Raw genomic sequence first — 13,706 nt, 5'->3', positions numbered from 1 at the left:
TTACGATTGAATTAGTTTGTTGATCTCGTCAAAATCTAAGACCGACAAATTATACTTATTACTATCTATAGCTTGTTCTCCATACCATATATAATCATATAGATATGCTATTTTTTTAAAACCTAGTTTTAACTGTGGTTGTTCAATCTCATTTAAATAGTCGGTATTGGTCTTATCAAAGTGCCAATCGATAATATCTTTTTTTGATAGTTTTTGAAGTGTTAGCAAAAACTGATAACGCACCGCTTGTCTATAGTCTTTTTTGGCAACGGCATCGTTTAATAATTTACTTATATCAACACCTTCAATATGTTCTTCGGTTAGGTTGATATCGTTCAATGTTTTTGCCTTAGTTTGAAAAAGAGCGCTAAAATTTTCATTGATGAGAAATTTAACGATGAGGTAAATGGCTAAAATGCCAAGTAAAATATAAATAAGATACTCTAAAAGTTGAAGTACATTTGGAGGCAATGTGATACCGAATACCTCAAACAAACCTTCACCTACCCAGTTTAAAAATCGTGCTAATAAATTTTGCGATTCTCCCGTTTTATAGGTGTAATTAAATTCATCGCCAGTATACTTCTTTGTGAGGTCTTCCTCAATGTCTCTGTATACCAAAACAGATGATGTATCGGTTTTAACGATACTATCCGTTTTAAGTTGAGCAAATGAACCAAAGGTCATCAACAAAAAGAAAATATAAGTAAATGTTAGCCTCAAATTAATCGTTTTGTCCTATTTGTTCAATTTTTGCCCTAGTGTTTTCATTATATGTTTTTTCATGTAAGGCATAATATAAAATGCCATTGATAAATTGAGAAAGGCATTGCCCGTAAACTGCAATAATCAAGAAAATCGATAACCCTAAAGTGTACACAATTGTTGAAACAATAGAGTTTGTATAATCTACATCGTTCTCTACAACATGAAAAGTATACACCCCTATTATAATACCGGGTATAATTAAAGCGACCATTAATAACAGACCCAACAGTAAACCTAAAATAAAGTTTACACCAATAGATTTCCAAAAACTACCTGTTACCAGTTTCCAACCTTCTCCTAACGCTTCGGTAACTCCTTTCTTATTTGCCAGCATATCAAAAAAAGAAACACCGACCCATGCCGTTAAAAAGAATTGAACAATATATTGGGCAAAAAAGCCCAATAGCGGAATAATGGCTAAAATTACTGCGATAATAAAATATACCATGTAAATAGGTATCAGTAATAGAACAAATAGCAGAACATTTCCAAATTGACTTTTAGCGTACTGCCAAACATCTTTTTTGTCTACGTTAGAATCTTTGGTTTCTACATATTTGATCATATAGCTAGTAGAAAGAGAATAATTCAAAAAGGCAACGCCTAAAAAAATAACAAAGAATAAAAATCCTCCTATACCTAGGTAAATAAAATATTCTTGTTCATTGCCTATATTTTCGGCAAACGGACTTTGTCCAGATTCTTGTGCGATCATGCCTATAAAACCCGATACCAATAAGTAGCTGGTTATTAAAAGTCCTATTAAGAAAATACCATTGTAGCTTATAAAAACATTGGTAAAATTTTTAATATTCTGTTTAAAAAAATCGAAATAGACAGAGATTATTCCTCCAAATTCACGGTTGACCTTTAACGGTATGTAATTGTTTTTCATGTTTGGTATTAAGTAATATGGGGTATGCGATGTAATAAAATATAATTAAGAATAATGATGCACCAATTATTAGGAATGCCAACCAATTGGGCATATTGGTATACCGTGTAATAAAGCCTTCAATAAATCCGGCAATGATAAAAAATGGTATGGTACTGACCACAACTTTTAGTCCGTCTTTTGCGCCCTTCATAAAAGATAATCGCCTAGCGTATGTTTTGGGAAAAAGAATACTATTTCCCATAATCAACCCTGCACATCCAGCGATAATGATTACAGAAATTTCTATGGTACCATGTAACCAAATTTGCTTATTGGCTTCAAAGAAGACTCCTTTTGTATAAAAAAATGTAATAAATGCTCCAAGCATAACTCCGTTCGTAAACAAAATGTATGCGGTACCAATACTGGTTATTACCCCAAAGGCAAAAGCTAAAAACGCAACTCTAATATTATTTATGGTAATACCTAAAAAAGATCCTATTTCGCTGCCACCCTTATAGATTGCTGCGGGGTCTCCGTTAGCAATATTGTTTAGAGTTTCGTTTACATAGGCATCGCCTAAAATTAGCCTTACAAAGGTAGCATCGTTAATAGCGGATAAAGCACCAATGGCAGAAGCTATAATGAAAATTAAAAAAGCAACCCCCAAGGTTTTATGGTACTGTCTAAAAAATAAGGGGAATTCGGTAATCCAAAAACTTAGAATACGATTTTTACTTTCTTTTTTGTTCTTGTAGATTTTTTGGTGTGCAATAGAAGCAAGTTCGTTCAAATACAATAAAGTCTTACTTTCTACGTAATACGTTTGCGCGTATGCCAGATCATTGGTCAATTGAATATAACCATTGGCAAGTTCATCTGGATCTGTTGAAGCACCTAGGTTAATAGCTTTTTCAAAAGCTATCCATTTTTCCTTATTTTGCTTTACAAAAGCAGCTTCGCGCATAAACTATATTTACCTTGTTAAATTTAAGATTAAATGAATAACCTTCAAATCAATACAACGCAAAATGTTAACCTTAATTATACTATTGTTAGTATTGGTGAAAGAATTGTGGCATTTTTTATTGATGCATTTATATTGTATCTCTATTTTATCTTGGTGAATTTCGTAGGCGATGCCATAGGATATATTTATACAGATGGTTGGACACAGAGAGGTCTAGTAGCCTTAATTTCTTTACCGGCAATGTTTTATACGCTTTTAATGCATATCATTTTTAATGGTAGAACCGTTGGTAAAATGCTTATGAAAATGCGAGTGGTAAAGGTTGATGGCTCACCAGTACATTGGAGCAATTATTTAATAAGATGGATGTTGAGATTGGTGGATATTTGGATTTTTTTAGGGTCGATAGGTATACTGACCATTTTGTTTTCCGAGAAAAAACAAAGACTGGGTGATGCAGCGGCAGGCACAGTAGTTATTAGTACCAAAAATAAAACAAAGGTTACCCATACTATTTTAGAAGATGTAGAAGATGCCTACGTGCCTCAATTTATGAATGTTACTTTGCTGACCGATAAAGATGTAAGACTCATTAAAGAAACTTTTGGTATTGCTAAAAAGAGTAATGACTTTAAAACTTTAAAGGCGCTTAGGGATAAAGTGGAAAGTATCTTGCAGACCAACTCAGAATTGTACGATATTGCGTACTTAGATACGGTTTTAAAAGACTATAATTACTTTACGCAAAAGATATAGCCAATGTTTTATTACATTATTGATATTTTAGGTACCATTGCCTTTGCCATTTCTGGGGTATTGGTAGCCATGGATAAAAGGTTGGATGTATTCGGTGTTCTGATCATTGCATTTGTAACCGCAGTAGGTGGGGGAACTTTGCGTGATTTGTTGATAGGGATTAAACCTGTAGGTTGGCTTAATGCACCCGTACATTTACTCGTTATTGTAGCTACGGTTTTGCTTGCGATAATTTTTGTGAAGCAGCTTAAATACGTTAGAAAATCACTTTTTTTATTCGATACCATAGGTATAGGCTTATACACCATGGTAGGTGTCGAAAAAGGTTTGGCAGCAGAATTATTACCTGTAATGTGTATTGCCCTAGGTACTATTACTGCCTGTTTTGGTGGTGTAATTAGAGATATACTCTGTAATGAGATACCGGTAATTTTTAGAAAGGAAATCTATGCCACCGTATGTATACTAGGTGGTTTGGTGTATTTTGTGTTGATCCAATTTCCTATTAATGATACCATAGCATACTCTATGGCCATTATCACCATAATAATTATGCGTGTTCTGGCGGTACGTTTTAAAATTTCACTCCCCAATATTTATAAAGGCAGAACTTAGAATTTAGACCGATAATAATTATTTTATTATTTCAGCTTTTTCAATGTAAACATTTCTCATTGGCCAATCTCCTTTTTCAACGGGTACATTATTGATTTTGTCAACCACATCCATACCTTCAATAACTCTACCAAAAGGAGTGTAATTATCGTCTAAATGGTAAGATCCAGGGTCTGTAACGACAATGAAAAATTCATATGGCGATGCCAGTTTATGGGGGTTGTCCATTTCACTACTGGGCATTGAAATGGTGCCTCTATGATGTTTATGGCCTTTTCTAGTATCTGGTGGTAATAAATATCGACCAATTTTTGATCTTTTTCTTGCGGTTTTCGCATCATCCGAATTTCCTCCTTGAATAATAAAGTTTTTAACTACTCTATGAAATTGGGTTTTATCAAAATAGCCCTGCTCGGTAAGGTATATGAAATTTGCTCTATGATAAGGTACATTTTCATAAAGCTCCACAGTAAAACTTCCTAAACCAGTTGTAATTTTAACCTTATTGGCGGTCAATGTTTTCTCGTAATTGAAAAAGAAATCGATAGCATTGTCTTCGCTAAGCTCAAAATTTTCCTCCTCTTCATTTTCAACAACTTTTTTTTCCTTAATTTTTGTGGAGTCTGGCTTCGACTCTTTTTCTGTAGTTGTACTATCAACTTTCTTAGAAGTATCTTTGCAACTTGCCAATGCAGAAATTGCTAAGAATAAAAAAGTATAGAATTTTAGTAAACGCATGAATTTTAAATTTTTTGAACAACGAATATCAAAAATAAAGGATCTACCGCTACCGGGAGAAGCTTCGCAGTATAAAATGGCACCAGAAAGCCGTTTAGACGAGTTACAGCGTATTAATGTGGCAAAGAAAAATCCTAGAAAGGCAGGGGTAATGGCATTGTTCTATCCAACACAGGGCATGGGTACAAACTTGCTGTTGATTTTGCGTAAGACATATAAAGGCGTACATTCAAATCAAGTTGCTTTTCCTGGCGGAAAAGCGGAACTGACCGATGACGGACTTTTAACAACGGCATTGCGTGAAACGTATGAAGAGGTTGGGGTAGCACCAAAAGACATTACTGTAGTCAAGGAAATATCAGAAATATTTATACCACCCAGTAATTTTATAGTGCAACCATTTATAGGGCTTTATAGAAACCCGAAGCCATTTGTAAAACAAGATTCTGAAGTTGAATTGATTCTAGAAGTGCCGGTGTCGGATTTCTTGGATGATGCATTGGTCGTTTCCAAAAAAATGACAACATCTTACGCTGTTGATATAGAAGTACCTGCCTTTGAATTAAACGGTTACATTGTATGGGGAGCTACGGCGATGATGTTGAATGAGATTAAAGAGTTATTAAAGCAGGTGTTGTAAGGCATATTTATTTATTTTAGCATTCTATGGGATTATTTGATAAAAACCCTTTTGGGCATAACTTATTCATTAAAAAATGGCTGATTCGTATTTTGGCCGTGCTATCGCATCAACGATATAAGCGCTTCAATACGTTAGAAATTGAGGGGTCTGATGTAATTAGAAGTTTACCCGATAAAAACGTATTGTTCGTTAGTAACCATCAAACATACTTTGCAGATGTAGTAGCAATGTTTCATGTTTTTAATGCAAGTTTAAGTGGTCGTGAAGATTCTATTAAAAACTTGGGGTATATATGGCAGCCAAAGTTGAATATGTATTATGTAGCCGCTGCCGAGACCATGAGAAAAAGTCTTTTGACCAAGATTATGGCCTATGCAGGATCGGTGAGCGTGGAGCGTACTTGGCGATCGGAAGGTAAAGATGTCAAGAGACAAGTTAAAATGAGCGATATCTCTAGTATTGGTAAAGCTCTCAACGACGGATGGGTTATTACTTTTCCCCAGGGAACTACCACGCCTTGGAAACCACTACGTAAAGGTACCGCCCATATCATTAAGAAATATAAACCGGTGGTAGTACCTGTTGTTATTGACGGATTTAGACGTTCTTTTGATAAAAAGGGACTTCGCGTTAAAAAGAAAGGCATATTACAATCAATGGTTATCAAAGAACCATTGGATATAGATTATGAAAATGAATCTACAGAATCTATTATAGAAAAGCTGGAATATGCTATTGAACAGCACCCATCGTTCTTAAAAGTTATCTCTAAGAAAGATTTGTTAGATATTGAAGAAGAGAACAAACAACGTAAATGGAAGCCTTCTTAAATAGTTAGATTACGTAGTTCACTGTAATTCTGTTTTAGTTTTCTAAGTAAGAGTCCGTAAAGCAGAAAATATATTCCGCCCATTATCAAGGTTAAAATAACTCCAAAAATACCTATGGACATCATAATGGTAATTTTCAACTTTTCAGGGGAAATGTTGGCAAGGCTATCTTTTAACTCTGGGAAAGCGTTAACAATGTTATCATTTAGATAGACACCTATTACCATTATAATTATGGTGACCATTATCATGGATAATGAAAAAATAACGTAATACTTAACCGTTTTTCTGGTCTTAATTATTTTCTTCATCAAGTTTTTAGAATTATCCAAAACGGAAATTTCCTTAAATCTTTTATAAAACTGAAAAATAAAATAGAAGGCTATTAAATAGGTGAAGCCAGAAAGTATCACCAAATATTTAGAGACCCCTATATTGTCATAAATTTCCATTCCCTCACGCATTGATGGTAAAAGATATAGTAGGTGCGGAACGGTAAATTCCAATATGCTGATAATAAGAATCCACCTAACAATAGAGGAAGATTTCTTCCAAATCATTTTATGTATCTCGTCATAGCTTAGTTTAGGAACATCAAATTCCTTCTTCTGCCAGTCTTTCTTTAATAATTCCAGTTCATCCGTCATACGTCTATGGATTCAAAATGGTTCTTAATTTTGTTTTGATACGGTTCATTTTAACCCGTGCATTTACTTCTGAAATACCCAATGTTTCAGAAATTTCGGTATAATTTTTATCTTCTAGGTATAAAAATACCAAAGCCTTGTCAACATCATTTAATTGCTTTACTGCTTTGTACATCAGTTTTAATTGCAATTCTTCGGTTTCGTCATATTCGTCGGCCTTAATTTTAAAAATTACAGACTCATAGTCGGCCGTATCAATTCTTCTTTTTTGTTTTCTGTATAACGTAATAGCAGTGTTCAATGCTACACGATACATCCAAGTACTAAATTTTGCATCGCCTCTAAACTTAGGGTATGCTTTCCATAATTGAATAGTAATTTCTTGAAACAAGTCGTTGTGAGAATCGCGGTCATTTGTATACAGGGTACACACTTTATGGACAATGTTTTGATTGTCCTGTAGCTCGGTCACAAATTTGTGTTCAAGTTCTTTATTCACTCTTGGTTGGCTGTTCTTACGATGTTAGTCTACAAAAAGTTCTATTTGTTACAATATATCTTATAAAGACATAAAAAAAAGTGCCATGTTATACCATGGCACTTTTAAATCTATGAAATAAAAAATTATTTTCTATAATCAAGAGCAGGAGCTCTATCGCCTAAAAGCGGAATATATTCAAAATTAGCACCTCTCTTTTCAATGAACTCTTCTTTTGCTGTTTCAACAAGTTTTTTATCCTTGAATAGGTCTATTGCGGTTTTCGTTAGGGTTTTTGCAGCGACCATCATCCCTTTTCTGCCAATGGAAGTTCCACCTGCGGCAACCGCTTGCCAGCTATGGGCGGGTGTGCCAGGAACCCACGTTGCTGTACCAAAACCTACTGTAGGTACCGTAAAGCTAACATCGCCAACATCCGTAGAACCGTAAGCTCTAGCTTCAGTTTTATAAGGCTGAATATCTTTTGCAGTTGCCAAGTCGGCTTTTTCTTGACCTAAAGTAACCGCAATTTTGTCTGCAAATGCTTTTTCTTCATCGGTATATTCAATACCGCCAACTTCAGAAAGGTTATCGTGCATTAATTTTTGTAATGTTAGGTTGGGTAACAATTCATGGGTGCCACCGATCATCTCATAATCCATGGTAGTGCCTGTACCCAAAGCTGCACCTTCTGCCGCTTTTACCATTCTGTCAAAAATATCGATAACAACATCACGTCGGTTATGACGTGCATAGTAGTATACCTCTGCAAAATCGGGAACTACGTTGGGTGCTTTTCCACCGGCAGTAATTACGTAGTGAATTCTTGCCTCTTGCGGTATGTGCTCGCGCATCATATTGATCATTAGATTCATAGCTTCTACTCCGTCTAAAGCTGAACGTCCTTTCTCGGGAGAACCTGCTGCATGGGCAGAAATGCCGTGGAATCTAAATTTTGCCGATTTGTTGGCCAAGGCAGCACCCGCGCTGGCCGCATTTTGAGACCCAGGGTGCCAGTGGATCGCTATATCAACATCATTGAACAGACCCTCGCGAACCATATACACTTTGCCTGATCCACCTTCTTCCGCCGGTGTGCCATAAAATCGAATGGTACCTTTTGACTTGTTGGCCTCTAACCATTCTTTTGTTGAAATTGCTGCCGCTGTAGAGGCAGTACCAAATAAGTGATGCCCACATGCATGACCAGCAGCTGCTCCGGCCGATTCTTTCTCGGCGACCGCTTTTTGAGATAACCCCGGTAAAGCATCATACTCGCCCAAAATGGCAATTACGGGGCTGCCGCTGCCGTATTCCGCTACAAAAGCAGTTGGTATACCTGCAACTCCGGTTTTAATTGTAAACCCGGCATCTTTTAAAGTTTGTTGTAACAGTGATGAGCTCTTTTCTTCTTGGTATCCCATTTCTGCGAATTCCCAAATATTTTGAGCTATATTTCCATATTCGTCACTTTTTTGCTCTAATTTTTTAAGAATATCTTTTTCGCTCTTTTGAGCATTCATCGTTAAAACTGAAGTACCTAGTACTGCCAGTAAAATAAGGGTTTTACGCATATTGGTGTTTGTTTGAGTTAGAGTTTAAAGATACTAAAAACACATTATTATTTTAAAGTAGAAATCCATTTGTTTAATTTTGTGATTAAGTAAAACACTATGAACATACCACTCTCGAGCTATCCTAGAATTGTAATTATAGGTGGTGGTTTTGGCGGAGTTTCTCTAGCTAAAAAACTAAGTAAACAAGAAGTGCAAGTTGTACTTATAGATAAGAACAATTACCATACCTTTCAACCTCTTTTATATCAGGTGTCTACAGGCGGTTTAGAGCCTGATTCTATTGCCTACCCATTGCGTAAAGTGTTAATCGGGTATGATAATTTTTATTTTCGCCTGGCGGAAGTAGAGCATATAGATGCTGCAAGTAAAAAGTTGAATACATCTATTGGTGATATTACTTACGATTATCTTGTGGTAGCAACGGGATCAGAAACTAACTTCTTTGGTAATGCAGAGATCGAGAAGCATGCCGTAGCAATGAAATCGATACCGCAATCATTGAATCTTCGTAGTCTAATCTTAGAAAATTTTGAACAAGCGTTGCTTACCGATGTTTATCATGAGCGAGATGCTTTAATGAATTTTGTAATTGTAGGTGGCGGACCAACAGGTGTGGAGCTTGCAGGTGCCTTGGCTGAAATTAAGAAAGGTATTTTACCAAAAGACTACCCAGATTTAGATACGAGGAGAGCCCAAATTAATTTGGTACAGGGTGGCGATTGTTTATTGCCTGGTTTTAGTCCGCAGGCATCAAAAAAAGCAGAAGACTTTTTAGAGAAGCTGGGAGTTCAGGTTTGGAAAGGCGTTCGTGTAACCGGGTATAATGGAAAAACGGTAAGTACTCTGACCGATTTAAAATTCGATTCTGCCGCAGTAGTTTGGGCTGCAGGTGTAAAAGGTGCAGGTATTAAAGGATTGGATGGTGAAGGTGTTATTGCTGGTGGTAACAGGGTTAATGTCAACGAGTTCAATCAAGTTATTGGGCATCCAGAGATATTTGCTATTGGCGATATAGCTTGCATGGCAACCGAAGATAATCCTCGTGGGCATCCTATGGTAGCGCAACCAGCTATTCAACAGGGGAAATTATTGGGCGAAAATTTAGTTAGGCTAATTGATAATAAGCCATTGAAACCTTTTGTGTATAATGATAAAGGCAGCATGGCCACTATAGGTCGTAATAAAGCAGTTTGCGATATAAAGAAATTTAGGTTTCAAGGTGTGTTTGCCTGGTTTGTTTGGATGTTCGTACACTTGTTTTTCCTTATAGGTTTTAGAAATAGAATGGTCGTTTTTATTAATTGGGTTTATAATTATATCAGGTTTGATCGTGAGGCACGATTGATTATTCGCCCGTATAATAGAGATTACAGTCAGTTTAAAGATTAGGGATACTTCAGTTTATGTATTTATAATTAATTAATGCGTTCTAAATACTTGGCAGTTAAATTTTTGCTAAGTATTTCGGTGATTCTTATTATTAGAATATCTTTTGTAGGAATTTATTGCAATTATTGATATTTGACCTATGAAAGTTCTGATAAGTTGTTTTTTATTCTTTTTCGTTATTACTTCTAGAGGGCAGACAATAGAAGAGCCGCCGGTTTCGGTTTTGCCTTCGTCTCAGAAAGGACTTTTGATTACAGATCACGCCTATCCAATTGGTGCTACGGGTGATATTCATAAATCTTTTATGATGCAGTATGGTGTTACAAACTCGTTAAAGCTAGAGTTACAGGGTTTTTATGATACGTATATATTAAGTGAAAGATTCAGGTCTAGTGTATTGGCAAAAGTGTACATAAATGAAAAATTGTATCTTCTTAGTGGTTTAGAGACGGAGGTTGCCACAGAAAAGACGGGAGTTGGACAAACACCTTATCGTCTTGGTTTTATAGCTGGTGTTGGTTATGATGTAAGTGAAAATTTAATGATAGAGTTGAAGAGTAATGTTCAGCTAAACAAGTCAAATGTTGGTGCTTTTGGCGAAACTCAGGTAACTATGCCTTCGGTATATACTATTGGTAGTAAGTGGAAATTTTAATGATTTGTTCTAGGGTGATACGTATTCATAACCTCTGATAAGTGCGAACGGTCTACATGCATATAAATTTCTGTAGTAGTGATACTCTCGTGACCCAGCATTTGCTGTATAGCTCTAAGATCGGCACCGTTTTCAAGTAAATGTGTAGCAAAGGAATGTCTAAAGGTATGCGGACTAATATTTTTTTGTAAACCGATGGCGACCGCTAAATTCTTTACAATAGTAAATATCATTGCTCTGGTAAGTTGTTTGCCACGTCGGTTAAGAAAAAGGATGTCTTGAAAACCTTCTTGAATATTTAAATGAACCCTAATTTCGTTTCTATAGATATCAATGTATTTTTTGTTTACCTCGCTTATGGGTACAAATCTTTGTTTATCTCCCTTACCGGTAACTTTAATAAAATCTTCCTCAAAAAATAGGTCAGATATTTTTAAGCCTATAAGTTCAGAAACTCTTAGGCCGCAGCCATATAATGTCTCTAGCATCGCTCTGTTTCTTTCTCCTTCAGGTGTGCTTAGGTCAATGGCATTAATTAAATTGTCTATTTCGGTTTCAGAAAGGGTATCGGGTAGTTTACGTCCTATTTTTGGCGATTCGATTAAATCTAACGGATTGTCTTTTCGGTAGTCCTCAAAAATTAAATAGCCAAAAAAACTTTTTAAACCAGATATGATTCGTGCCTGTGATCTGGGGTTGACCACTTTGGCAACCTCATAAATAAATTGTTGAACGGTAAGTTTATCTATTTTAATAGGGGAAGTGTTGATGTCGTTCGACTCTAGAAACGACATAAGTTTTTCAATATCCCTAGTATAACTTAAAATCGAATTTTTAGATAATCCACGTTCCAGTTTAAGGTAAGTCGTGTAATCTTTCAGGGCATGTTTCCAATTCATTGCTTAAAGATAAAGAATACATTAATTCTGTCGTGAATATTGTATAAATGGTAGAAATACTGGTTTTTTGGTAGATGAATTTATTTGTTAAATTTCTACTTTTACAGTGTTAAACTTAAACATGGGCGAATAGTCAAATGACCAATTAAAACAATCAATCTTTTATTAAATCAAGTACATTAAAAACAACAAAATGAAAAAACTATTATTTTTAGTAGCAGCGGTATTTTTAGGTTCAAACATTTCTAATGCGCAATCAGATTACACATTTGCAGCTGGTTTGGGCCTAGATTTATTTTCGGGGGCAACCTTGGTTGGTCCAAGTGCTAAGTACTTCTTTGCGGAAGAGCATGCAGGTCAGGCAGAAGTTATGTTTGAAACGGGGTTGACAACAATAACTGCGCTTTATGAGTATCATGGTGCTTTTTCTGGCGCAGATGGTTTGCAGTGGTTTGCCGGTGGGGGCCCGTCAATTTTATTCATTAGGGATTTTAGTACTGAAATAGCCTTAAGACCCGTAGTTGGTTTAGATTACAAAATTAATGATGTACCATTGGCGTTTTCTTTTGATTGGAGACCGTTCATAGGTCTTGGTGATATTCTTGGAAATGAAGTAGGTGCTTTTGGTATCGGTGTTAGGTATGTAATTGAGTAAAAACTTTAATGTTTGAATATTAAAAGGGAAGCTGTGCTTCCCTTTTTTTTGCGTTAGTAGATGGTTTCTGTTTATTTGAGATTTATGAAACCTTTCTAAAAGTACCATGTACAACTATTTTACGGGTATTCACAACAAAGATGCCTTTTAGCTTGGTCTTACCTTTATTTTTGGGATGAATAAACCAACCAACCTATGAACAAATTAGTTACATTTTTAATAGTGTCATTTTTTTCAATCGGAATTTTTGCTCAAGAAGGGTTCAAATTCGGTATACAGGCAGGCTTGCCAATAGATGATTATAATGAAGCGGTAAGTGTTGTGCTCGGTGCAGATTTCTCATATATGTATCCGTTAGGTGAAGTTGTAGATATAGGTCCTGCGGTAGGTTATATTCACGGTTTTGCCGAAACATTTCAAACTACGATTGTAAGGGAAGAACAACAAGCTGTACAATTTATGCCCTTATCGGCAGGTGTTCGTTTTTGGACATCAAATTATTTTTCTTTTGGCGGTAATGTTGGTTATGCCGTTGGTATTAATGATGGTAACGAAGGTGGATTATATTATAGACCTACACTTGCCTATTTAATGAGTTCTAGTGTTGAGGTAAATGTGTCTTACACAGGTATAGATATCGATGAAACTACTTGGTCTACTTTTACCTTGGGCATCGTTTTTAATTTTGAACCTAAATATAGAACGCGTCGTTAATCGCGCTATTGAATTAAGCATTTATACACTTATGTAATTTCTTATTAATTGTTAAGTAACATTCGTTATTTTTGATATATGAAGATTATCATAATTAACGGTCCTAACTTAAATCTTTTGGGTAAGAGAGAACCAGAGGTATACGGTTCTCAAACCTTTGAAGACTACTTTTCAAAACTACAGTTCAAGTTTAAAGATGTTGAATTGGAGTATTTTCAATCTAACATAGAAGGTGAGCTTATTTCTAAAATTCAGGAAACCGGTTTTAGTTATGATGGTATTGTGCTCAATGCTGCAGCATACACCCACACTTCGGTAGGTATTGGCGATGCGGTAAAAGCAGTAGAAACTCCCGTAATAGAGGTTCATATTTCTAATACCCATAAAAGGGAGGAGTTTAGGCATGTTTCTTATATATCTCCTGCAGCTAGTGGTGTAATTTTAGGCTTCGGTTTAAAAAGTTATGACTTGGCCATTGAAAGTTTTTTATTTTAA

At 35.6% G+C, this 13,706-nt stretch carries 17 protein-coding genes; 9 read left to right on the top strand and 8 right to left on the bottom strand.

The genetic code is table 11. The features are described from left to right. Genes EXIGUO8A_RS01860 through EXIGUO8A_RS01850 form a run of 3 tightly spaced genes read right to left on the bottom strand, consistent with a single transcriptional unit; the run spans position 1 to position 2,612 of the window. Positions 1–723, bottom strand: a complete 723-nt coding sequence (locus EXIGUO8A_RS01860; RefSeq protein WP_159301725.1) for a hypothetical protein — start codon at positions 721–723, stop codon at positions 1–3. A 1-nt stretch (position 724) separates the two neighbouring features. After that, the gene (locus EXIGUO8A_RS01855) at positions 725–1,663 is read right to left on the bottom strand and encodes a hypothetical protein (protein WP_116769846.1); all 939 of its coding nucleotides are present in this window, start codon (positions 1,661–1,663) and stop codon (positions 725–727) included. Next, positions 1,626–2,612 (bottom strand): stage II sporulation protein M, encoded by a 987-nt coding sequence (locus EXIGUO8A_RS01850; protein ID WP_159301724.1) that lies wholly within the window; start codon positions 2,610–2,612, stop codon positions 1,626–1,628. Before EXIGUO8A_RS01850 ends, EXIGUO8A_RS01855 begins: the two co-directional genes overlap by 38 nt. Positions 2,613–2,645: 33 nt before the next feature. Between EXIGUO8A_RS01850 and EXIGUO8A_RS01845 the strand changes: the two genes are divergently transcribed. Beyond that, positions 2,646–3,371: an RDD family protein gene (locus EXIGUO8A_RS01845; protein ID WP_116769844.1), complete on the top strand. Its 726-nt coding sequence runs from the start codon at positions 2,646–2,648 to the stop codon at positions 3,369–3,371. A gap of 3 nt (positions 3,372–3,374) precedes the next feature. Further along, positions 3,375–3,986: a trimeric intracellular cation channel family protein gene (locus tag EXIGUO8A_RS01840; protein WP_159301723.1), complete on the top strand. Its 612-nt coding sequence runs from the start codon at positions 3,375–3,377 to the stop codon at positions 3,984–3,986. A gap of 18 nt (positions 3,987–4,004) precedes the next feature. Here the strand turns inward: EXIGUO8A_RS01840 and EXIGUO8A_RS01835 are convergent, their stop codons facing one another. Then, positions 4,005–4,724: a peptidylprolyl isomerase gene (locus EXIGUO8A_RS01835; protein WP_159301722.1), complete on the bottom strand. Its 720-nt coding sequence runs from the start codon at positions 4,722–4,724 to the stop codon at positions 4,005–4,007. Here EXIGUO8A_RS01835 and EXIGUO8A_RS01830 point away from each other — a divergent pair. Both EXIGUO8A_RS01830 and EXIGUO8A_RS01825 read left to right on the top strand, forming a co-directional pair. After that, positions 4,723–5,364, top strand: a complete 642-nt coding sequence (locus tag EXIGUO8A_RS01830; protein ID WP_116769841.1) for an NUDIX hydrolase — start codon at positions 4,723–4,725, stop codon at positions 5,362–5,364. The genes EXIGUO8A_RS01835 and EXIGUO8A_RS01830 overlap by 2 nt on opposite strands. A gap of 26 nt (positions 5,365–5,390) precedes the next feature. After that, a complete protein-coding gene (locus EXIGUO8A_RS01825) occupies positions 5,391–6,197 on the top strand; it encodes a lysophospholipid acyltransferase family protein (protein WP_116769840.1) in 807 nt (268 codons plus the stop codon). On the opposite strand, the gene EXIGUO8A_RS01820 is transcribed toward EXIGUO8A_RS01825, so the two are convergent. The 3 genes from EXIGUO8A_RS01820 to EXIGUO8A_RS01810 all read right to left on the bottom strand — a co-directional run bounded on the left by EXIGUO8A_RS01820 (position 6,194) and on the right by EXIGUO8A_RS01810 (position 8,845). Beyond that, positions 6,194–6,844 carry a hypothetical protein gene (locus EXIGUO8A_RS01820; RefSeq protein WP_116769839.1) on the bottom strand — a complete coding sequence of 217 codons (651 nt, stop codon included), beginning with the start codon at positions 6,842–6,844 and terminating at the stop codon, positions 6,194–6,196. The genes EXIGUO8A_RS01825 and EXIGUO8A_RS01820 overlap by 4 nt on opposite strands. 4 nt (positions 6,845–6,848) lie before the next feature. Continuing rightward, entirely contained in the window at positions 6,849–7,343 is a 495-nt protein-coding gene (locus EXIGUO8A_RS01815; RefSeq protein ID WP_058105740.1) for an RNA polymerase sigma factor, read from the bottom strand. 125 nt (positions 7,344–7,468) lie between these two features. Next, complete coding sequence (locus tag EXIGUO8A_RS01810) at positions 7,469–8,845, bottom strand: amidohydrolase (protein WP_407658226.1); 1,377 nt, start codon at positions 8,843–8,845, stop codon at positions 7,469–7,471. Between the two features lie 150 nt (positions 8,846–8,995). Between EXIGUO8A_RS01810 and EXIGUO8A_RS01805 the strand changes: the two genes are divergently transcribed. Together EXIGUO8A_RS01805 and EXIGUO8A_RS01800 are read left to right on the top strand one after the other, a co-directional pair. After that, the gene (locus EXIGUO8A_RS01805) at positions 8,996–10,288 is read left to right on the top strand and encodes an NAD(P)/FAD-dependent oxidoreductase (RefSeq protein WP_159301720.1); all 1,293 of its coding nucleotides are present in this window, start codon (positions 8,996–8,998) and stop codon (positions 10,286–10,288) included. A 139-nt stretch (positions 10,289–10,427) separates the two neighbouring features. Next, positions 10,428–10,943 (top strand): hypothetical protein, encoded by a 516-nt coding sequence (locus EXIGUO8A_RS01800; RefSeq protein ID WP_159301719.1) that lies wholly within the window; start codon positions 10,428–10,430, stop codon positions 10,941–10,943. On the opposite strand, the gene xerD is transcribed toward EXIGUO8A_RS01800, so the two are convergent. After that, positions 10,940–11,842 (bottom strand): site-specific tyrosine recombinase XerD, encoded by a 903-nt coding sequence (gene xerD / locus EXIGUO8A_RS01795; RefSeq protein WP_159301718.1) that lies wholly within the window; start codon positions 11,840–11,842, stop codon positions 10,940–10,942. The two genes, EXIGUO8A_RS01800 and xerD, sit on opposite strands and share 4 nt — an antisense overlap. A gap of 193 nt (positions 11,843–12,035) precedes the next feature. Here xerD and EXIGUO8A_RS01790 point away from each other — a divergent pair, with 193 nt between their 5' ends. From EXIGUO8A_RS01790 to aroQ, 3 genes are all read left to right on the top strand, one after another. Next, positions 12,036–12,497: a hypothetical protein gene (locus tag EXIGUO8A_RS01790; protein WP_116769835.1), complete on the top strand. Its 462-nt coding sequence runs from the start codon at positions 12,036–12,038 to the stop codon at positions 12,495–12,497. Positions 12,498–12,692: 195 nt separating this feature from the next. Continuing rightward, positions 12,693–13,211 (top strand): outer membrane beta-barrel protein, encoded by a 519-nt coding sequence (locus tag EXIGUO8A_RS01785; protein ID WP_116769834.1) that lies wholly within the window; start codon positions 12,693–12,695, stop codon positions 13,209–13,211. A gap of 78 nt (positions 13,212–13,289) precedes the next feature. Further along, positions 13,290–13,706: a type II 3-dehydroquinate dehydratase gene (gene aroQ / locus EXIGUO8A_RS01780; RefSeq protein ID WP_159301717.1), complete on the top strand. Its 417-nt coding sequence runs from the start codon at positions 13,290–13,292 to the stop codon at positions 13,704–13,706.

The sequence above is a fragment of the Maribacter litoralis genome, assembly GCF_902506355.1.
GTDB lineage: Bacteria > Bacteroidota > Bacteroidia > Flavobacteriales > Flavobacteriaceae > Maribacter > Maribacter litoralis.
The sequence above is the reverse complement of the archived record's forward strand: the minus strand, read 5'-3'. Positions and strand labels throughout refer to the sequence as shown.